Below are 18,992 nucleotides of genomic sequence, written 5' to 3' on the forward strand. Positions count from 1 at the left end.
CCACGCGCGCGTCGCGCGTGACCGCCTCGGAGTCGATCGTTCCGACCCCCCGGCCTCAGGCCTCCGCAGCGCCCTCGTCGTCCGGAATGGTCGGATCCGGACGCTCGGGCAGCTCCGCGGCGAAGGCCGCCGCGGCCTTGACGAGGGGGAGTGCGAGCAATGCCCCGGTTCCCTCACCCACATGGACGCCGTGGTCGAGCAGAGGGTTGAGCGCCATCCTGTCCAGCGCCTTCGCCTGCGCCGGCTCCCCGCTCACCTGACCCGCGAGCCACCAGTCCGGAGCCCGGAACGCCGCCCGCTGCGCCACCAGCGCGCACGCCGCGCCCACCACACCGTCCAGGATCACCGGCATCCGCCGGACCGACGCCTGCAGCAGGAAGCCGGTCATCGCCGCGAGATCCGCCCCGCCGACCGCCGCCAGCAGCTCCAGCTGATCACCCAGGACCGGCCGGGCCCGCCGCAGCGAGTCCCGGATCGCCGCGCACTTGCGCATCCATGCCAGATCGTCGATCCCGGCGCCGCCCCGGCCCGTCACCACGGAGGCGTCCGTCCCGCAGAGCGCCGCGATCAGCGTGGCGGCCGGCGTCGTCCCGCCGACGCTCAGATCCCCGAGCACCACCAGATCCGTGCCCGAGTCCGCCTCCTCGTCGGCGATCGCGATCCCGAGCCGGACCGCCGCCTCGGTCTCCTCGACCGTCAGCGCGTTCTCGACGTCGATCCGGCCGCTGCCGCGCCGCACCCGGTGGCGTACCACCTCGGCGGGCAGCAGCTCCGGGTCGCAGTCCAGACCCGCGTCCACGACCCGGACCGGCACATCCGTCGACCGGGCAAGCACCGCGATCGGGCTCGCCCCGTCCAGGACCGCGCGCACCAGCTCGTGCGCGGTGCCCGCCGGGCGCCCCGACACGTCGAGCGAGGCCACCCCGTGGTCGCCCGCGAAGAGCACCACCTTCGGCTGCTCGATCGCCCGCACCTTGACCGAGGCCTGCGCGGCCGACAGCCACTCACCGAGCTCGTCGAGCCGACCGAGCGCCCCCGGCGGCACGGCCAGCCGCTCACGGCGCTCCTCGGCGTCACGCCGGATCCCCCCGTCGGGGCGCTCGATCAGATCGGAGAAGTCGTCCAGGTTCACGGATTTCCGCCTTGTGAATCAGCGAGGGCCATCGGTGCTCGCACCCTACCCGCGCAGCACGAGCGCCTGACCGGCGACCACGAGGAGGACCTCCTCGCACTCGTCCGCGAAGGCCGCGTTCAGCCGGCCCAGCTCGTCACGGAAGCGGCGCCCCGCCGCCGTCGCCGGCACCACGCCCGAGCCGACCTCGTTCGTCACGGCGACGACCGTACGACGGGTCGCCCGCACCGCCGCCACCAGCTCGGCGGTCCGCTCGCGCAGCGCGCTCTGTCCGCCGGCGGCCCACGTCCTGTCGTCCCAGGCACCCACCCGGTCCATGGCATCGGTCAGCCACAACGACAGACAGTCGACGAGGAGCGCGGGACCGTCCTCTTCGAGCAGCGGTACGAGGTCACAGGTCTCGGCGGTACGCCAGGACCCCGGACGCCGCTCCCGGTGCAGGCCCACCCGCTCCGCCCACTCCGGATCGCCCTCCCGGATCCCGCCGGTCGCCACGTACAGCACCTCGGGGAAGGTCTCCAGACGCCGCTCGGCCTCCACGGACTTCCCCGACCGGGCGCCGCCGGTCACCAGGGTCCGCCGGGGCACGTCCGGCACCTCGTGGTACTCGCCCACGTACAGCGTCGTCCCGTCCGGCACCGCCCGCGCGCCCGCCGCCGCGAGCCGCCGGTCCAGCTCGGAGCCGGTCGGCGCGTCGTGGTCCAGGTGGACGGCGACGACATCGGTCGCGGGCCCGACGGCCCCGGTGGACCGCAGCCGGGCCAGCGCGTCCGGCCGGCCCGTCACATCGGCGACCAGCATGTCGTACGGCACCCGGTGATCGTCCGGAAGTCCGGCCGGGGACCCGCCCGGCGGCAGGTAGAGCAGCGTCTCGCCGTCGGCCGAGGTCACCTCGTACCCCGTACCGGGGGAGTCCATCGGCACCGCCCGCACCCGGTGCCCGGAGATCAGCGTCAACTCCCGTCCGTCCGGCACCCGCCCGGCGGTGGGCAGCCCCGCGGGCACCTCCACCGCGGGCCCGTCGTGCGGATGGGTCAGCAGCACCTGCCGCACGCCCACCAGCGAATGCCCGGACCGCGCGGCGGCGAGAGCGGCCCCCGGGGTCAGATCGAGCAGCAGGGCCCCGTCCACGAGCAGCGCCGTCGCGGCGCGCACCCGTGGCCCACGGGAGAGCGCGCACACGGCGCAGGAGCAGTCGGGACGGGGCAGTCCGAGCGGGGCGCCGGTGCCGAGCAGAGTCAGTTCCACCCTCAGATCCTCCCGCGCCACCGCGAGCCGTGCGCGCCCGGCTACTCTGCGGGCAGGAAACCGATCATCCGGTGAGCGCCAGGAGGCGGACATGGCATGGACGTGGCGGTTCGAGAAGTCCGACGGCACGGAGGTCGAGCCGGTGGTGACGCCTGAGGAGTTCACCACCCAGGGCGACGCGGAAAGCTGGATCGGCGAAAACTGGCGCGACCTCCTCGGCGGCGGCGCGGACCAGGTGACCCTCTCGGAGGACGGGACGAAGATCTACGGCCCGATGCCCCTGAACGCGGAGGGCTAGAACCCCGGCACGAGGGGGTGCGGGGGCCCGGCCCCCGCACCCCCTCCGTGGCGCGCGTCTGCGCCCGTACGGGAACGGGGCGGGCGCGTGCCCGCGCGGAAAGGGGTGCGCGGGCCGCGGCGGCGTCGTCGCGGGCCTAGATCTCGCCCAGCGTGACCTCCGCCTTCTCCGTCGTCGTCCCCCGGACGTAGCTCACCGTCACCCTGTCCCCCGGCCGCAGCGAAGCCAACGCCTCCGACAGAGACGTGATCGTCGTGATGTGCGTGTCGCCAAGCCGCGTGATCACATCCCCCGGCTTCAGCCCCGCCTGGCCCGCCGCCCCGTCCGCCGGCGCCTCGACCACCGCCACGCCCGCCGGCTCGTAGGCGTCGTTCAGGACCGTGCGGCCGGTGATGTTCAGCGCCGCCCGGCCCGAGTCGGTGACCTTGCCGTCCTCGACGATCTGGTCCGCGATCGTCCGCACCGTCGACGCCGGGATCGCGAACCCGATGCCGGCCGCCGAACCGCCGCCCATCTCCGGGTCGATCGCCGCGAGCGTCGGGATGCCGATCACCTCGCCGTCCAGGTTCACCAGCGCGCCCCCGCTGTTGCCGGGGTTGATCGCGGCCGACGTCTGGACCATGTTCGCGATGGTCGCGCCCGTGCCGCCGCCCGTCTCTCCCTCGCTGACCGTGCGGCCCGTCGCCGAGACGATGCCCTGGGTCACGCTGCCGGACAGGCCCAGCGGCGAGCCCATCGCGAGCACGATCTGCCCCATGTCGACGGACGTCGAATCGCCGAACCTGGCCGGCTTGAGACCCTGCGGCAGCGACTCCAGCTTGATCACCGCGAGGTCCTGCTCGGGGTAGGAGGAGACGAGCTGTGCGGTGACCGGCTGCCCACCCGTCGCGGCGGTCACCGTGAAGGACTTCTCCCGTCCCACCACATGCGCGTTGGTGACGATGTGGCCCTTGTCGCCGTAGACGACCCCGGATCCGAGGCTTTCGGTCGCGTCGATCTGCACGACGGAGGGCAGGACGTTCTTGATGACGGCCTTGTAGTCGTCCTCGAGGTCGTTGGCGGCGAGCGGCGCCGCGGCCTGCGTGGAGCGCTCCGGAGCGGGCGTGCTTCCGCCGCTGGAGCAGCCGCCGACGAGCGCGGCGGCGGTCAGGGGCAGAAGGAGACGGAGGGTGCGGGCACGGGCTGCGTCCATGTCCGGAGTATCCGGTTCGGCCCCGCCCCGGGCCCGGCGAGCGCACCCGATCAGGGGTGCGCGCCGCCCGGCGCGGAAGCGAGAGCGCAAGCGAAAGCAGAGGCCGACACGCGCGCCCCCAGAGGCGGACGTGGACAGCGACGCCGCGTCAGCCCGTCAGCCCCGCACACCGCACAGATGCAGCAGCGCCGCCACCCGCCGGTACGGCTCCGTCCGCCCCGCCCGGTCCTCGGCGGCGAGCAGCCGCTCCAGCTCCTCGGCGGCCGGAAGGCCCGCCTCGGCCGGGATGCTGTCGGTGAAGACCCGTACCCCGTACCAGGCGTGCAGCGGCGCCGCGATCCCGGCGAGCGTCGAGGTCAGCGCTTCCAGGCGGTCGGCCCGCACCTTCACGCCGTTGTCGTCGGTGTAGACGTCCGAGTCGAAGCCGGTGAGCGCGCCGGACCAGTCCCCGGCGAGTCCCGGCCGCATGGAGAGGGCCCCCGCGTTCCGTACGACCAGCGAGAGGAGTCCCCCGGGGGCGAGCATCCGGGCCAGGCCCGCGAGCAGCGCGTCGGGCTCGTCCGCGTACATGAGGACGCCGTGGCAGAGGACCACGTCGAAGCTGCCGGGAAGGAAGTGCACCCCGGTCTCGCGACCGTCGCCCTCGATCAGCCGGACCCGCTCACGGATCCCGGCGGGCTCGGTCGCCAGCGACTCGCGGGCGGCCTTCAGTAGATCGGGATCGGCTTCGAGGCCGGTCACCGTGTGGCCCGCGCGGGCGAGGCGCAGTGCCTGCGTGCCCTGGCCCATGCCGGCGTCGAGGATCCGGAGTCGCTGTCCCACGGGGTAGCGGCCGGATATCTGCTCGTCGAGCTGGCGGGCGACTATCTCCTGACGGATGGTGTCGCGCAGCCCGCCGGAACCGGCGGGCCAGTGCACGACGACGGGCAGCACGGGACCGCCCGACTCCGACGTCGCGGCGCCGAAGGCGCGCTCGACGGGCTCCGAACTCTCGGCGCTCAGGGCCGCTCTCCGCGCTTGACCTGCGGCTTCGGCAGTCGCAGTCGGCGCATCTGGAGCGTACGCATCAGACCGTAGGCGATGGCGCCGCGCTTCGGCTCGTTCGGGAAGCGCTCGTTGAGCTGCTTCCGGAGCCGGATCCAGATGCCGACCGAGTCGATGACGATCAGGATGATCACACCGAGCCAGAGCAGCAGCGAGATGTTCTGCAGCGACCGGTTGGCGTTGCCGAACAGCGACAGCACGAGGATCACCACGGCCATCGGCAGGAAGAACTCGGCGATCGCGAACCGCGAGTCGACGAAGTCGCGCACGAAGCGGCGGACCGGACCCTTGTCGCGGGCCGGCAGGAAACGCTCGTCGCCACTGGCCAGCGCCTCGCGCTGACGGGCGAGGTCCGAGCGGCGTGCCTCGCGCTGGCGCTTGGCGGCCTCCTTGCGGTCGGTCGGCACCGTCGCGGCGCGACGGCGCTGGGTCTGCGCCTCACTCCGCTTCGGGGTCGGGCGGCCCTTGGGGGCCTCGGGGTCGCGGGGCTGCTTGGAAAGGTCCGCCGTCACCTTGTCGGTGGGGGCCTTCTCGTCCTTCGAACGGCTACGGAACACAAAACCCAAGGGTACGGGGTGGCGGGCATGAACCCCATGCCGGGCGGGAACGATCCGCTAACAGAGTGCGTCTACGGCGGTACGTACGCAGGACAGGCGCGGTTTCCCCTAGATCCATCTACTCCCTGCGCGGGAGGGGAGGCCGGGCGTAGTCGTCCTTGGGGAGGAGCGCATCCGGCTCCGAACAGTGCGGTAATGGAGACAGGGCCCGTACTGTGGATCCTGTCGAAAAGCTGGAGCCGAAGTCCGTCAGAAGGGGGCGCGCGAAGCCCATGAGCGGTGTCATGAAGCGTATGGGGATGATCTTCCGCGCGAAGGCGAACAAGGCCCTTGACCGGGCCGAGGATCCGCGCGAGACGCTCGATTACTCCTACCAGAAGCAACTGGAGCTGCTGCAGAAGGTGCGACGGGGTGTCGCCGACGTCGCCACCTCCCGCAAGCGGCTCGAACTGCAGCTGAACCAGCTGCAGGGCCAGTCGGCCAAGCTGGAGGACCAGGGCCGCAAGGCGCTGGCACTCGGCCGCGAGGACCTGGCGCGCGAGGCGCTGTCCCGCCGCGCCGCCCTCCAGCAGCAGGTCAGCGACCTGGAGGTGCAGCACCAGACGCTGCAGGGCGAGGAGGAGAAGCTCACCCTCGCCGCCCAGCGTCTTCAGGCCAAGGTGGACGCCTTCCGCACCAAGAAGGAGACCATCAAGGCGACCTACACGGCGGCCCAGGCGCAGCCCCGGATCGCCGAGTCCTTCTCCGGCATCTCGGAGGAGATGAGCGACGTCGGTCTCGCGATCCAGCGGGCCGAGGACAAGACCGCCCAGCTCCAGGCGCGCGCCGGCGCGATCGACGAGCTGCTCGCCTCGGGCGCCCTGGACGACCAGTCCGGGCTCGCGAAGGACGACATCCAGGCGGAGCTCGACCGGCTCTCGGGCGGTACGGACGTCGAGCTGGAGCTCCAGCGGATGAAGGCGGAGCTGGCCGGCGGCCCGTCGGCGCAGCAGCAGGCGATCGAGGGCGGTGGCGCGGCCGCGCCGCAGGACGCCCCGCAGCAGCCGCAGTCCCACCCGCGCTTCGAGAAGTAGGCGACGGCACGCGTCGGCGACGACATGTCGCCGACGTCACGTAGGCGACAGCCCGCGAACAGACAGGACGCGTCATGATCGTACGGATCATGGGGGAGGGCCAGTTGGCGCTGGCCGACAGCCACCTCGTCGAGCTGAACAAGCTCGACGACGAGCTGCTCGACGAGATGGAGTCGGGGGACCAGGAAGGTTTTCGGCGCACGCTGAACGCCCTCCTGGACGAGGTCCGGCGGCTCGGCACGCCCCTGCCGGACGACGCGCTGGAACCCTCGGAGCTGATCCTCCCCGCTCCGGACGCGGGCCTGGACGAGGTCCGGCAGATGCTCTCCGACGACGGTCTCATCCCCGGCTGACGACCCTGCCGGCCGACGACCCTGAACGACGGTCCCGCCACCCCTAGGGGTGGCGGGACCGCGCGTTTCCCGCCGGGGCCGCGCCGGAGCGGGACCGGCCGCCCCCTCACGCCCCGTACCGTTGTTGCCCGTGACCCCCACCGGACCCGCCACCGGCACGCTCTTCGCCCGTCTCCGCGACTGGTTCCGCACGCATCCCCTCGCCTTCGACGCGACACTCGCGTTCGGCGCGCTCGTCTCGATGATCGCCGGGTCCTTCACCGACCCGCACGGCAGCCCGACCGGGCCGACCTTCGGCGAGCGCGTGCCCAGCGTGGCGAGCGTGCTGCTCATGGTGCTGGCGGCCGGCGCCCTGGTGCTGCGCCGGCGCCGCCCCTTCCACGTGCTCTGCTTCACGGTGGCGGTCAGCCTCCTGGAGCTGGTCCACGACACCCGGCCCGCGACCGTCTCCATGAGCGCCGTCATCGCGCTCTACACGGTCGCCGCCCGCACCGACCGGCCCACCACCTGGCGGGTCGGTCTCGTCACCATGGCGGTGCTGACGGCCGCGGCCATGGCCTTCGGCCCCACCCCCTGGTACGCCCAGGAGAACCTCGGCCTCTTCGCCTGGACCGGCATGGCTGCGGCCGCGGGAGACGCCGTCCGCAGCCGCCGGGCCTTCGTCGACGCCATCCGGGAGCGCGCCGAGCGGGCCGAGCGCACCCGCGAGGAGGAGGCGGGCCGCCGGGTCGCGGAGGAGCGGCTGCGGATCGCCCGCGACCTCCACGACGTCGTCGCCCACCACATCGCCCTGGTGAACGTCCAGGCCGGTGTCGCCGCGCACGTCATGGACAAGCGCCCCGACCAGGCCAAGGAGGCCCTCGCGCACGTCCGGGACGCGAGCCGGTCCGCGCTCGACGAGCTGCGCGCCACCGTCGGACTGCTGCGGCAGTCCGGCGACCCCGAGGCCCCCACCGAACCGGCCCCCGGCCTCGCCGTCCTCGACGGGCTGCTCGACAGCTTCCGCAACGCCGGGCTGCCGGTCGCCCTGGCCCGCACCGACGGGGAGCGGCCGCTCCCCGCGACCGTCGACCTGGCCGCGTACCGGATCGTGCAGGAGGCGCTGACCAATGTGCGCAAGCACGCGGGTCCGGACGCCAAGGCGGAGGTGAGCGTCGTCCGGGTGGGCCGTACGGTCGAGATCACCGTCCTCGACGACGGCACGTCCGTCCCCGCCCCCGACCCCGTGCCCAACGGCGGCCACGGCCTGCTCGGCATGCGTGAGCGGGTCGGCGCGCTCGGCGGCACCCTGACCGCGGCCCCCCGGTACGGCGGCGGCTTCCGGGTCCAGGCGATACTGCCGGTGACGTCCCGTACGGGGGAGGACACATGACGATCCGGGTACTGCTGGCCGACGACCAGGCCCTGCTCCGCAGCGCCTTCAAGGTCCTGGTGAACTCCGAGCCGGACATGGAGGTCGTCGGCGAGGCCGCCGACGGCGCCCAGGCCGTGGCCCTGGCCCGCTCCGAGCGGGCCGACGTGGTCCTGATGGACATCCGGATGCCGGGCACGGACGGCCTCGCGGCCACCCGCATGATCACCGCGGATCCGGAGCTCTCCGACGTGCGGATCGTCATGCTGACCACGTTCGAGGTCGACGAGTACGTCGTGCAGTCGCTGCGTGCCGGGGCCTCCGGCTTCCTCGGCAAGGGCGCCGAACCCGAGGAGCTGCTCGGTGCGATCCGGATCGCCCACGCCGGCGAGGCACTGCTCTCCCCGGCCGCCACCAAGGGCCTGATCGCCACGTTCCTGGCCCAGGGCCCCGGCGCGGACGTCATGGGCGAAGAGGGCCGGGGTCGTACCGAGCGGCTCGCCGCGCTCACCGCCCGGGAGCGCGAGGTCCTCGTCCTCGTCGCCGGCGGTCTCTCCAACGACGAGATCGCCGAGCGGCTCGACGTCAGCCCGCTCACCGTGAAGACCCATGTCAACCGGGCCATGGCCAAACTCGGCGCCCGCGACCGGGCCCAGCTGGTCGTCACCGCCTACGAATCGGGACTGGTACGTCCAAGGGTGGAGTGACAAGGGGCTCCGGCGTACTCCAGACGCGGTATGCGCGAGATAAGGATGTGGACCCGGGGGGCGAGGACTTCCGGTCCTCGATGGCAGATCGTATAGACGGGGGGCACCTCCGGCGGATCCCGCGGATCCGGACCGGGGTCTTGGCTGCTCCCGCCCGTCGACGAGTACGCCACAGAAGAGAGACCCCATGTCCTGGCTGTCCAGATTCAGCCTCGCGCAAAGGGCCCTGATCGGGCTGATCTCCATCGTCGCCCTGGTGTTCGGGGCGATCGCGATTCCGCAGCTGAAGCAGCAGCTGTTCCCCTCGATCGAGCTGCCCATGGTCTCGGTCCTCGCCCCCTACCAGGGTGCCTCTCCCGATGTGGTCGAGAAGCAGGTCGTCGAGCCCCTGGAGAGCAACCTCAAGGCCGTCGACGGCCTGAAGTCGGTCACCTCCACGGCCTCCGAGGGCATGGCGCTCGTCATGGCCTCCTTCGACTACGGCGACGAATCGACGAAGCAGCTCGTCGCCGACGTCCAGCAGGCCGTCAACCGGGCCCGCGCCGAACTGCCCGACACGGTCGACCCGCAGGTCGTGGCCGGCTCCACGGACGACATCCCGACCGTCGTCCTCGCCGCCGCCTCGGACCAGGACCCGCAGGCGCTCGCCGATCTGCTGGACCGCACCGTCGTGCCCGCCCTCGAAGGCATCGAGGGCGTCGGCCAGGTCTCCGTCACCGGCGTCCAGGACCTCCAGGTCTCCGTCACCCCGGACGACCGCAAGCTCGCCGCGGCCGGTCTCACGACCATGAAGCTCGGTGAGGCCCTCCGCTCCGGCGGCGGCACCCTCCCGGCCGGCTCCTTCTCCGAGACGGGCAGGAGCCGCACCATCCAGGTCGGCGGCGGCTACACCTCGCTGCAGCAGATCGAGGACCTCCGCATCCCGGCGGCCACCCCCGGCAAGGGCAAGGCGGTCCGCCTCGGTGACGTGGCCACCGTCCGCCAGGAGGAGTCGCCGCGCGTCTCCCTCACCCGGACCAACGGCAAGCCCAGCCTCGCCGTCATGGCCACCATGGACAAGGACGGCAGCGCCGTCGCGATCTCCGACGCCGTCGAGGAGAAGCTGCCCGAGCTGCGCGCCGACCTCGGCGCGGGCGCCGAGCTGACCGTCGTCTCCGACCAGGGCCCGGCCGTCGCCAAGGCCGTCTCCGGCCTGACCACCGAGGGCGCCCTCGGCCTCGTCATGGCCGTCCTGGTGATCCTGGTCTTCCTCGCGTCGATCCGCTCCACCCTGGTCACCGCGGTCTCCATCCCGCTCTCGGTCGTCCTCGCGCTCATCGTGCTGTGGACCCGCGACCTCTCGCTCAACATGCTGACGCTCGGCGCGCTCACCATCGCCATCGGCCGGGTCGTCGACGACTCGATCGTGGTCCTGGAGAACATCAAGCGTCACCTCGGCTACGGCGAGGAGCGGCAGGCCGCGATCCTCACCGCGGTCCGCGAGGTGGCGGGCGCCGTCACCTCCTCGACGCTCACCACCGTCGCCGTCTTCCTGCCGATCGGTCTGACCGGCGGCATGATCGGCGAGCTGTTCGGCTCGTTCTCGCTGACGGTCACGGCGGCCCTGCTGGCCTCGCTGCTCGTCTCCCTGACGGTCGTCCCGGTCCTCTCGTACTGGTTCCTGCGCGCCCCCAAGGGCACCCCGGAGGACCTGGCGGAGGCCCGCAGGCTGGCCGAGGAGAAGGAGGAGAAGAGCCGTCTCCAGCGCCTGTACGTGCCGGTCCTGAAGTTCGCGACCCGGCGCCGGCTGACCAGCCTCGCCATCGCGTTCGTCGTCCTGGTCGTCACCTTCGGCATGGCCCCGCTCCTGAAGACGAACTTCTTCGACCAGGGCGAGCAGGAGGTGCTCAGCATCCAGCAGGAGCTGGCGCCCGGCACGGCCCTCGACGCCTCCGACGCGGCCGCGAAGAAGATCGAGAAGCTCCTCGCGGACACCGACGGCGTCAAGGACTACCAGGTCAACGTCGGCTCGTCCGGCTTCATGGCGGCCTTCGGCGGCGGCACCGGCACCAACCAGGCCACCTACCAGGTCAGCCTGGAGGAGTCCGCCTCCTTCGAGAAGACCCGTGACGCCATCGAGAAGGGCCTCGCCGCTCTCGACGGCGTCGGCGACACCAAGCTCGCCGCCGGTGACGGCTTCGGCAGCCAGGACCTGAGCGTGGTCGTCAAGGCCGCCGACGCCGAGGTCCTCGAGAAGGCCTCCGAGCAGGTCCGGGCCGCGATCGCCGGCATCAAGGACGTCACCGACGTCCAGAGCGACCTCTCCCAGTCCGTCCCGCGCATCTCGGTCAAGGCGAAGCCCGCCGCGGCGGACGCCGGCTTCGACTCCGCCTCGCTCGGCATGATCGTCGGCCAGGCCGTCCGGGGCACCCCGACCGCCAAGGCGATCCTCGACGACAGCGAGCGGGACGTCCTCATCACCTCGGCGAAGCCGGTCACCACCCTGGCCGGTCTCAAGGCGCTGCCCCTCGGCCCGGTGACGCTGGGCGACATCGCCACCGTCGAGCTGGTTCCCGGCCCGGTGTCCATGACCCGCATCGACGGCGCCCGCGCCGCGACGATCACGGCCAAGCCGGTCGGCGACAACACCGGCGCCGTGAGCGCCACCCTGCAGCAGAAGATCGACGCGCTCGACCTGCCCGAGGGCGCCACCGCCAGCATCGGCGGTGTCTCCGAGGACCAGTCCGAGGCCTTCCTCAACCTGTTCCTGGCGATGCTCGCGGCCGTCGCGATCGTCTTCATGCTGCTCGTCGCGACCTTCAGGTCGCTGATCCAGCCGCTGATCCTGCTGGTCTCGATCCCGTTCGCGGCGACCGGTGCGATCGGTCTCCTCGTGGTCACCGACACCGCGATGGGCGTCCCGGCGATGATCGGCATGCTGATGCTCATCGGCATCGTCGTCACCAACGCGATCGTCCTGATCGACCTGATCAACCAGTACCGGGCGCAGGGTCTGGGCGTCGTCGAAGCGGTGATCGAGGGTGGCCGGCACCGGCTGCGCCCGATCCTGATGACCGCCCTGGCGACGATCTTCGCCCTGCTGCCGATGGCGCTCGGCATCACCGGCGAGGGCGGCTTCATCGCCCAGCCGCTGGCCGTGGTGGTGATCGGCGGTCTGATCACGTCGACGCTGCTGACGCTGCTCCTCGTCCCGACGCTCTACGCGATGGTGGAGCTCCGCAAGGAGCGCAGGAGGCTGAAGAAGGCGGGGAAGGCCGCTCAGGACGTCGTCGACGGAGTCGACAACGTCCTGGACGTCCTGGGCGCCTGATCCACAGGGCACAGGGAAGGGGCGCCCCGCGATCACGCGGGGCGCCCCTTCGGCGTACGTACCGGAGAACCGTTACGGCAGAGCGAGCATCCGCTCCAGCGCGAGCTTCGCGAAGCTCTCCGTCTCCTTGTCGACCTGGATCTGGTTGACGAGGTTGCCCTCGGCCAGCGACTCCAGGGTCCACACGAGGTGCGGCAGGTCGATGCGGTTCATCGTCGAGCAGAAGCAGACCGTCTTGTCGAGGAAGACGATCTCCTTGTCCTGGTCGGCGAATCGGTTCGCCAGGCGGCGGACCAGGTTCAGCTCCGTGCCGATCGCCCACTTGGAACCGGCCGGGGCCGCCTCCAGGGTGTTGATGATGTACTCGGTCGAGCCCACGTAGTCCGCGGCGGCGACGACCTCGTGCCGGCACTCGGGGTGGACGAGCACGTTCACGCCCGGGACGCGCTCGCGGACGTCGTTGACCGAGTCCAGCGAGAAGCGGCCGTGCACCGAGCAGTGGCCCCGCCACAGGATCATCTTGGCGGCGCGCAGCTCCTCGACGGTCAGCCCGCCGTTCGGCTTGTGCGGGTTGTACAGAACGCAGTCGTCGAGGGACATGCCCATGTCGCGGACGGCCGTGTTGCGGCCCAGGTGCTGGTCCGGCAGGAACAGCACCTTCTCGCCCTGCTCGAAGGCCCAGTTCAGGGCGCGCTCGGCGTTGGACGAGGTGCAGATCGTGCCCCCGTGCTTGCCGGTGAAGGCCTTGATGTCGGCCGAGGAGTTCATGTACGAGACGGGCACGACCTGCTCGGCGACGCCGGCCTCGGTCAGCACGTCCCAGCACTCGGCGACCTGCTCGGCGGTGGCCATGTCGGCCATCGAGCAGCCGGCCGCGAGGTCGGGCAGCACGACCTTCTGCTCGTCGCCGGTCAGGATGTCGGCCGACTCCGCCATGAAGTGCACACCGCAGAAGACGATGTACTCGGCCTCGGGCTTGGCCGCCGCGTCCCGCGCGAGCTTGAAGGAGTCGCCGGTGACGTCGGCGAACTGGATGACCTCGTCGCGCTGGTAGTGGTGGCCGAGGACGAAGACCTTGTCCCCGAGCTTCTCCTTGGCCGCGCGGGCGCGCTCCACCAGGTCCGGGTCGGAGGGCGACGGCAGATCGCCGGGACACTCCACGCCGCGCTCGCTCTTCGGGTCGGCCTCGCGACCGAGCAGAAGCAGGGCGAGCGGCGACGGCTGGACGTCGAGATCATGACGGGCTTGGGCCGTGGTCACGTCACGCACCCTTTCTTCGGGGAACCTTTTCGTCTAAATGACGCTATCTATCATAACCCCTTCACGTCACGTTGACGATGTCCATAGTGTCGATGTGACGAATTCGCCGCCGCCGCCGCTGGACTTCGCCGCCGCCCGCCGTAGCCCCTGCCGGGACTTCGTCGTCCCCGCAGTTGGACAGGGTGTGCGAGCATGAAGAGAGAAAGACCCCACACGGCCCGGAATGAATCCGGGGCACCGTCGGTTGCAACCGTCGGCAAGCAGTCTCCGTACACACCGGGAGAGAAGCAGATGTCCGTATCGGACGAGAAGACCACTGTCAGCGACGGCATCCTCCTGTCCGACGCCGCCGCGGCCAAGGTCAAGGCCCTCCTCGACCAGGAAGGCCGCGAGGACCTGGCCCTGCGCGTCGCCGTTCAGCCCGGCGGCTGCTCCGGCCTGCGTTACCAGCTGTTCTTCGACGAGCGTTCGCTCGACGGCGATGTCGTGAAGGACTTCGACGGCGTCAAGGTCGTCACCGACCGCATGAGCGCCCCGTACCTCGGCGGTGCCTCGATCGACTTCGTCGACACCATCGAGAAGCAGGGCTTCACCATCGACAACCCGAACGCCACGGGTTCCTGCGCCTGCGGCGACTCGTTCAGCTAAGCCGCACCGGCTGTACGCACCTGAGGGCGGCGGCCCGGGAGAGATCCCGGGCCGCCGCCCTCGGTCGTACCCGCCCGCCGGACTCAGCGGCGCGGCACGGCCTCCCCGCTCGCCGCGTCGACCACCGGCCGGTCGCCGAGCGGGCTCTTCAGCGTCACCGTCTTCGTGAAGTCCTTGGCGATCATGATGCAGACCCGGTCGGGGTCGGTCTTCTCGACGATCCGCACCGTCACCCGGTCCGGCTGCTCGTCGGCCTTCACGGTGTACGTGCTGCACACCCCGCCCCAGAAGGTGACGGCCAGCTCCCTGCCGTCCCCCTGGACCCGGACGGACTCGACGACCCGCGCGGCCGCCGCACCGTCCCCCGGAGGAGGCGTCGGCTCCGGGGAGGGCTTGGCCGGCGGCGCCAGGTACTCGGGCGTCACCGCCGTCCGCACCACCGTGTACGGCGCGCCGTCCGCCGGGTCCGCGGTGAACAGCCACGAGGGTACGAGCAGCCGCTCGCCGTCCACGTCCCGCGCGGCCAGACCGAAGACCGCGGCGGTCACCGGCACCTGGTCGGGCGCGGCCATGTCCACGATCGTCTGGCAGGGCGGAGTGGGCTCGACATGCCCCGGCGCCGGCTCTCCACCGGTCCGGGTGTCCTCGGCCTTCCCGTTCCCGTCCACGCCGGGCGGGGCCGTGGGGCAGTGCCCCACGCCGATCGGGCCGGTGCCCTTCGCGTCCTCGTTCAGCCCGGCGAGCGCCTTCGCCGCCCCGATCACCGGGTACGTGGCGCCCTCCGCCGGTTCCTTGAGCATCCCGCTCCCGGCGACCGCCCGGCCGTCCCGCGCGATGTGCAGTCCCGTCGACCAGCCGTACGTCGGCAGTCCGCCCACCACCGGATCGGCGTTGACCACCCGCACCGAGCCGTTCACCACGCCGGTCGCGGTGACCTTGGCGTCGTCCTGGCCGAGCGCCTTCAGGATCGGCGCGGCCGCCGCCTTCGCCGCCGCCTCGCTCAGCGGCGTACCGCCCGGCGCGGGCTTCGACTCGCCCGGCGGCGGGCAGGCCCTGCCCTTGAGGCAGGCGTCGCCGGCCGGACCGCCGTCGTACCAGGAGTACGTCCAGTTCCCCGGCGCCTTCCGCGCCACGTCGAGGCGGGCTCCCGAACCGTCCTTCTCGGGCCGGATCGTCCAGACCTCACCCACCAGCGAGGGACTCCCGGAGATGCCCAGTGCTTCGGCCAGCCTGGTCACCTCCGCCGAGGTGACCAGGCCCTCGGGCCGGTGGACCGCGGCCGAGGAGGGCCCTTGGGGGAGTGGGCCCTTGGCTGTGTAGACGGTCCCGTTCGGGCCGCCCCCGGGGTCCGGCTCGCCGGGCGCGATGCCCGGACCGCCCCGTGTGTCGCCACCGGCGGTGTCGCCGCCGCTGCCGTCCTCCAGGCGCAGCGGGGTCGGCGGACCGGCCGCGTCGGCGGCCCTGGTGGCCGCGCCCGCGCCGGTGCCGTCACCGGATGCCGTGGTGGCGAGGTAGACGCCACCGCCCCCGGCGAGCAGCACACCCGCCGCCACCGAGGTGGCGATGATGTTCCGCCGCCTCCGTACGTTCTCCCTACCGCTCACCGCAACGCTCCCTCGTCTCGACCGGACGCCGATGGGACGGAGCGGATGCGCGGACGGTTCCGTCCCCGTCAGCCGCCGTACTCGGCGGTCGCCTCGATGAGCCGTGCCGAGGCCGCCGGGACGACGACGCCGTGGATCAGTGCGGGGGAGACCGGAGCGGGCGCGGGGGCGACCGGAGTCACCCAGTGCGGAGCCATCCGTGCGCCGTCGCCCCGCAGGTCGGCGAGGCTCAGCTCGGACTCGTGTCGCTCACGTGAAGCGGGGTAGATGGTCATGGGCGCACCGTATGCACCGCACGCCCCCGGGGAAAAGACCTACTCTGGGGTAGTTTCCACTGTTCGGCAGTGAGGCCACCAGCCGGTAGCGTGAATGTCCGTCATTGCCGCCTTCCCGCAGGAGCACCCCGCCGTGCGTATCGCAGTCACCGGCTCCATCGCCACCGACCACCTCATGACCTTCCCCGGCCGGTTCGCCGACCAGCTGGTGGCCGACCAGCTGCACACGGTGTCCCTCTCCTTCCTCGTCGACAACCTCGACGTCCGGCGCGGCGGCGTCGGCCCCAACATCTGCTTCGGCATGGGCCAGCTGGGTGGCACCCCGATCCTGGTGGGCGCCGCCGGCTACGACTTCGACGAGTACCGCGGCTGGCTCGACCGCCACGGCGTCGACACCGGCTCGGTCCGTATCTCCGAGGTCCTGCACACGGCCCGCTTCGTCTGCACCACGGACAAGGACCACAACCAGATCGGCTCCTTCTACACGGGCGCGATGAGCGAGGCCCGGCTGATCGAGCTCAAGGCCGTCGCCGACCGGGTGGGCGGGCTCGACCTCGTCCTCATCGGCGCCGACGACCCCGAGGCGATGCTCCGCCACACGGAGGAGTGCAAGACGCGGGGCATCCCCTTCGCGGCGGACTTCTCGCAGCAGATCGCGCGGATGGACGGCGACGAGATCCGCACGCTCCTCGACGGCGCCACGTACCTCTTCTCCAACGAGTACGAGAAGGGCCTGATCGAGTCCAAGACGGGCTGGACCGACGCCGAGATCCTCTCCCGCGTCGGCCACCGCGTCACCACGCTCGGCTCGCGCGGTGTGCGCATCGAGCGCGTCGGCGACACGCCGATCGAGGTCGCGTGCGCGGAGGAGACGGCGAAGGTCGACCCGACGGGCGTCGGCGACGCGTTCCGCGCGGGCTTCCTGACGGGCCTGTCGTGGGGTGTGGGTCTCGAGCGGGCGGCGCAGGTCGGCTGCATGCTGGCGACGCTGGTCATCGAGACGCTGGGCACGCAGGAGTACACCCTGCGCCGCACGAACTTCATGGACCGCTTCAAGAAGGCGTACGGCGAAGAGGCGGCCACGGAAGTCCAGTCCCACCTGGCCTGACGCCCGGGTGCCCTCCCCCGTCGTGGGCGTTCGTTCCGCCGGGGCGCCGGGGGAGGGTGGGCACAACGGGACGGCGCCCTGGGCCGGGCCCAGGCTTCCGCGCCTGAACCCGCACCCCGTGTGCACCGCGACCGTGGGTGCGGGTCAGGCAGGTGGCGGGGCGGCGAGGGCACGGACAGTGGGGGCGCGGCCCGCCAGGGCCGTGGGGCTCACTCCGGCGGTCGCCCGTACGTGCCCGCCGGTGTCAGCTCACCCGGCGCACCACATACGCCACCCCGCCCCCCGCCGCAGGCGACTCGCCCACGTACTCCTGCCCCCGCATCTCGCACCACGCCGGAATGTCCAGCCGTGCCGCCGCATCGTCCGCCAGGACCGTCACCGTCCCGCCCACCGGCACGTCCCCGATGACCTTCGCCAGTTCGATCACCGGGATCGGGCAGCGCCGGCCGAGCGCGTCCACCACCAGGGAGTCCGGCCCCGGCGTGGCCGCCGGTGACGTCGCCGGCGCGCCGAGCCGCTCCCGTACCCCCGCCACGACCACCGGCAGCACGTCGAGGAAGCGGTCCACGTCCTCCTCCGCCGTTCCGGCCGGCAGCGACACCCGGACGTTCCCCTCGCTCAGCACCCCCATCGCGCGCAGCACATGGCTGGGCGTCAGCGTCGAGCTCGTGCACGACGAACCGGACGAAACGGAGAATCCCTCCCGGTCCAGCTCGTGCAACAACGTCTCCCCGTCGACGTACAGACAGGAGAAGGTCACCAGGTGGGGAAGTCGCCGCACCGGGTCGCCCACCACCTCCACGTCCGGGACGAGCTCCGGCACCCGCGCCCGGATCCGGTCCACAAGGGCCCGCAGCCGGGCCCCCTCGGCCGCCGCCTCCGCCCGTACCGCCCGCAGCGAGGCCGCCGCCGCAACGATCGCCGGCAGGTTCTCGAAGCCGGGCGCCCGTCCCGACTCCCGTTCGTCCGAGGGGCCTTGAGGCGCGAACCGCACCCCCTTCCGCACGGCGAGCAGTCCCACCCCCGCCGGTCCGCCCCACTTGTGCGCGCTCGCCGCGAGCAGCGACCAGCCGCCCTCCACCGGCCCCCAGCCGAGCGACTGGGCCGCGTCCACGAGCAGCGGCACGCCCGCCGCCCGGCAGGCCTCGGCCACCTCCGCCACCGGCTGCTCGGTGCCCACCTCGTGGTTGGCCGACTGGAGACACGCCAGGGCGGCCGTGCCCGAGCCCCCGGAGCCGAGCGCGGCCGTGAAGGCGTCCGCGTCCACCGCCCCCGTCCGCCCCACCGGAACCTCCGTCACCGCTCCGCCCGCCGCCGCGTGGCTTTCGCCCGCGTGCAGTACCGAGGAGTGTTCGACCGCGGAGACCACGAGCCGGTTTCCGACACGCCGACGCCCCGCGAGAGCTCCCGAGATTCCCGCGTGAACCGCGCGCGTCCCCGAAGGAGTGAATACGAGCTCGTCGGGACGACAGCCCACGGCGTCCGCCGCGGCCTCCCGCGCGGCGTCGAGCAGCAGCCTGGCGCGCCGCCCCTCCCGGTACAGCCGGGCCGGATCGGCCCAGCCCTCGTCGAGGGAGGCGAGCAGCGCCTGGCGGGCGACGGGGTGCAACGGGGCGGCGGACGCGGCGTCGAAGTACGGCATCCGCCCACGGTAGGGCCTGGGCGCGGACGGCCTTCGCCCACCCGGGGAGAGGCCACGCCGCGCGCCCCCGACCGGGCCGCGGCACGTCCGGGGGGGGGCGGTCCGGGGCCCCCGCCTCGGCGTGCCGGTGGCCGGGCCGCCGTACGCCCCTGGCCAGGCCGCGGCCCGTCAGGGGCCGGGTGACAGCCCG

General features: G+C 72.4%; 17 protein-coding genes. 8 read left to right on the plus strand and 9 right to left on the minus strand.

Annotation, left to right across the window (positions count from 1 at the left end):
• Positions 1 to 55: 55 nt before the first annotated feature.
• On the minus strand, positions 56 to 1,132 hold the full coding sequence (cobT, locus tag IF00_RS0104245; protein WP_030314345.1) for a nicotinate-nucleotide--dimethylbenzimidazole phosphoribosyltransferase: 1,077 nt from the start codon (positions 1,130 to 1,132) through the stop codon (positions 56 to 58).
• Positions 1,133 to 1,177: 45 nt separating this feature from the next.
• On the minus strand, positions 1,178 to 2,380 hold the full coding sequence (locus IF00_RS0104250; protein ID WP_030314347.1) for a bifunctional adenosylcobinamide kinase/adenosylcobinamide-phosphate guanylyltransferase: 1,203 nt from the start codon (positions 2,378 to 2,380) through the stop codon (positions 1,178 to 1,180).
• Between the two features lie 91 nt (positions 2,381 to 2,471).
• On the opposite strand from IF00_RS0104250, the gene IF00_RS0104255 reads away from it, so the two are divergent.
• Positions 2,472 to 2,678, plus strand: a complete 207-nt coding sequence (locus IF00_RS0104255) for a hypothetical protein (RefSeq protein ID WP_030314349.1) — start codon at positions 2,472 to 2,474, stop codon at positions 2,676 to 2,678.
• A 136-nt stretch (positions 2,679 to 2,814) separates the two neighbouring features.
• Here the strand turns inward: IF00_RS0104255 and IF00_RS0104260 are convergent, their stop codons facing one another.
• From IF00_RS0104260 to IF00_RS0104270, 3 genes are all read right to left on the minus strand, one after another.
• Positions 2,815 to 3,870 carry a S1C family serine protease gene (locus IF00_RS0104260; protein WP_030314350.1) on the minus strand — a complete coding sequence of 352 codons (1,056 nt, stop codon included), beginning with the start codon at positions 3,868 to 3,870 and terminating at the stop codon, positions 2,815 to 2,817.
• A gap of 156 nt (positions 3,871 to 4,026) precedes the next feature.
• A complete protein-coding gene (locus tag IF00_RS0104265) occupies positions 4,027 to 4,803 on the minus strand; it encodes a class I SAM-dependent methyltransferase (RefSeq protein WP_245234428.1) in 777 nt (258 codons plus the stop codon).
• Between the two features lie 65 nt (positions 4,804 to 4,868).
• Positions 4,869 to 5,471, minus strand: a complete 603-nt coding sequence (locus tag IF00_RS0104270; protein ID WP_030314352.1) for a DUF3043 domain-containing protein — start codon at positions 5,469 to 5,471, stop codon at positions 4,869 to 4,871.
• Positions 5,472 to 5,743: 272 nt separating this feature from the next.
• Between IF00_RS0104270 and IF00_RS0104275 the strand changes: the two genes are divergently transcribed.
• From IF00_RS0104275 to IF00_RS0104295, 5 genes are all read left to right on the plus strand, one after another.
• Positions 5,744 to 6,544 (plus strand): PspA/IM30 family protein, encoded by an 801-nt coding sequence (locus tag IF00_RS0104275; protein WP_063740626.1) that lies wholly within the window; start codon positions 5,744 to 5,746, stop codon positions 6,542 to 6,544.
• Positions 6,545 to 6,618: 74 nt separating this feature from the next.
• The gene (gene pspAA / locus IF00_RS0104280) at positions 6,619 to 6,897 is read left to right on the plus strand and encodes a PspA-associated protein PspAA (protein ID WP_030314356.1); all 279 of its coding nucleotides are present in this window, start codon (positions 6,619 to 6,621) and stop codon (positions 6,895 to 6,897) included.
• Positions 6,898 to 7,027: 130 nt separating this feature from the next.
• Positions 7,028 to 8,269, plus strand: coding sequence for a sensor histidine kinase (locus tag IF00_RS0104285; RefSeq protein ID WP_030314357.1), 1,242 nt, complete (start codon positions 7,028 to 7,030; stop codon positions 8,267 to 8,269).
• Positions 8,266 to 8,955 (plus strand): response regulator, encoded by a 690-nt coding sequence (locus IF00_RS0104290; RefSeq protein ID WP_030314358.1) that lies wholly within the window; start codon positions 8,266 to 8,268, stop codon positions 8,953 to 8,955. Before IF00_RS0104285 ends, IF00_RS0104290 begins: the two co-directional genes overlap by 4 nt.
• A gap of 187 nt (positions 8,956 to 9,142) precedes the next feature.
• Complete coding sequence (locus IF00_RS0104295; RefSeq protein ID WP_051819824.1) at positions 9,143 to 12,265, plus strand: efflux RND transporter permease subunit; 3,123 nt, start codon at positions 9,143 to 9,145, stop codon at positions 12,263 to 12,265.
• Positions 12,266 to 12,337: 72 nt separating this feature from the next.
• Here the strand turns inward: IF00_RS0104295 and nadA are convergent, their stop codons facing one another.
• The gene (gene nadA, locus IF00_RS0104300; protein ID WP_030314362.1) at positions 12,338 to 13,534 is read right to left on the minus strand and encodes a quinolinate synthase NadA; all 1,197 of its coding nucleotides are present in this window, start codon (positions 13,532 to 13,534) and stop codon (positions 12,338 to 12,340) included.
• A gap of 282 nt (positions 13,535 to 13,816) precedes the next feature.
• Between nadA and IF00_RS0104305 the strand changes: the two genes are divergently transcribed.
• On the plus strand, positions 13,817 to 14,173 hold the full coding sequence (locus tag IF00_RS0104305) for a HesB/IscA family protein (protein WP_015033024.1): 357 nt from the start codon (positions 13,817 to 13,819) through the stop codon (positions 14,171 to 14,173).
• A gap of 83 nt (positions 14,174 to 14,256) precedes the next feature.
• Here the strand turns inward: IF00_RS0104305 and IF00_RS0104310 are convergent, their stop codons facing one another.
• Together IF00_RS0104310 and IF00_RS0104315 are read right to left on the minus strand one after the other, a co-directional pair.
• A complete protein-coding gene (locus IF00_RS0104310) occupies positions 14,257 to 15,777 on the minus strand; it encodes a hypothetical protein (protein ID WP_030314363.1) in 1,521 nt (506 codons plus the stop codon).
• 68 nt (positions 15,778 to 15,845) lie between these two features.
• Complete coding sequence (locus tag IF00_RS0104315) at positions 15,846 to 16,052, minus strand: hypothetical protein (RefSeq protein ID WP_030314364.1); 207 nt, start codon at positions 16,050 to 16,052, stop codon at positions 15,846 to 15,848.
• Between the two features lie 133 nt (positions 16,053 to 16,185).
• Between IF00_RS0104315 and IF00_RS0104320 the strand changes: the two genes are divergently transcribed.
• Positions 16,186 to 17,160 carry a carbohydrate kinase family protein gene (locus IF00_RS0104320; RefSeq protein ID WP_030314366.1) on the plus strand — a complete coding sequence of 325 codons (975 nt, stop codon included), beginning with the start codon at positions 16,186 to 16,188 and terminating at the stop codon, positions 17,158 to 17,160.
• Between the two features lie 244 nt (positions 17,161 to 17,404).
• Here IF00_RS0104320 and IF00_RS0104325 read toward each other — a convergent pair whose 3' ends face one another.
• Positions 17,405 to 18,802: a cysteine desulfurase/sulfurtransferase TusA family protein gene (locus IF00_RS0104325; protein ID WP_030314368.1), complete on the minus strand. Its 1,398-nt coding sequence runs from the start codon at positions 18,800 to 18,802 to the stop codon at positions 17,405 to 17,407.
• Positions 18,803 to 18,992 lie beyond the last annotated feature (190 nt).

The organism is Streptomyces flavochromogenes (assembly GCF_000717595.1).
Lineage (GTDB): Bacteria > Actinomycetota > Actinomycetes > Streptomycetales > Streptomycetaceae > Streptomyces > Streptomyces flavochromogenes.

What these genes read in the sequence shown, in the direction of transcription:
- IF00_RS0104290 (WP_030314358.1), top strand. Translation starts at nt 8,266, where the DNA reads ATGACGATCCGGGTACTGCTGGCCGACGACCAGGCCCTGCTCCGCAGC.
- IF00_RS0104295 (WP_051819824.1), top strand. Translation starts at nt 9,143, where the DNA reads ATGTCCTGGCTGTCCAGATTCAGCCTCGCGCAAAGGGCCCTGATCGGG.
- IF00_RS0104275 (WP_063740626.1), top strand. Translation starts at nt 5,744, where the DNA reads ATGAGCGGTGTCATGAAGCGTATGGGGATGATCTTCCGCGCGAAGGCG.
- pspAA (WP_030314356.1), top strand. Translation starts at nt 6,619, where the DNA reads ATGATCGTACGGATCATGGGGGAGGGCCAGTTGGCGCTGGCCGACAGC.
- IF00_RS0104255 (WP_030314349.1), top strand. Translation starts at nt 2,472, where the DNA reads ATGGCATGGACGTGGCGGTTCGAGAAGTCCGACGGCACGGAGGTCGAG.
- IF00_RS0104325 (WP_030314368.1), bottom strand. Translation starts at nt 18,802, where the DNA reads ATGCCGTACTTCGACGCCGCGTCCGCCGCCCCGTTGCACCCCGTCGCC.
- IF00_RS0104305 (WP_015033024.1), top strand. Translation starts at nt 13,817, where the DNA reads ATGTCCGTATCGGACGAGAAGACCACTGTCAGCGACGGCATCCTCCTG.
- IF00_RS0104260 (WP_030314350.1), bottom strand. Translation starts at nt 3,870, where the DNA reads ATGGACGCAGCCCGTGCCCGCACCCTCCGTCTCCTTCTGCCCCTGACC.
- IF00_RS0104315 (WP_030314364.1), bottom strand. Translation starts at nt 16,052, where the DNA reads ATGACCATCTACCCCGCTTCACGTGAGCGACACGAGTCCGAGCTGAGC.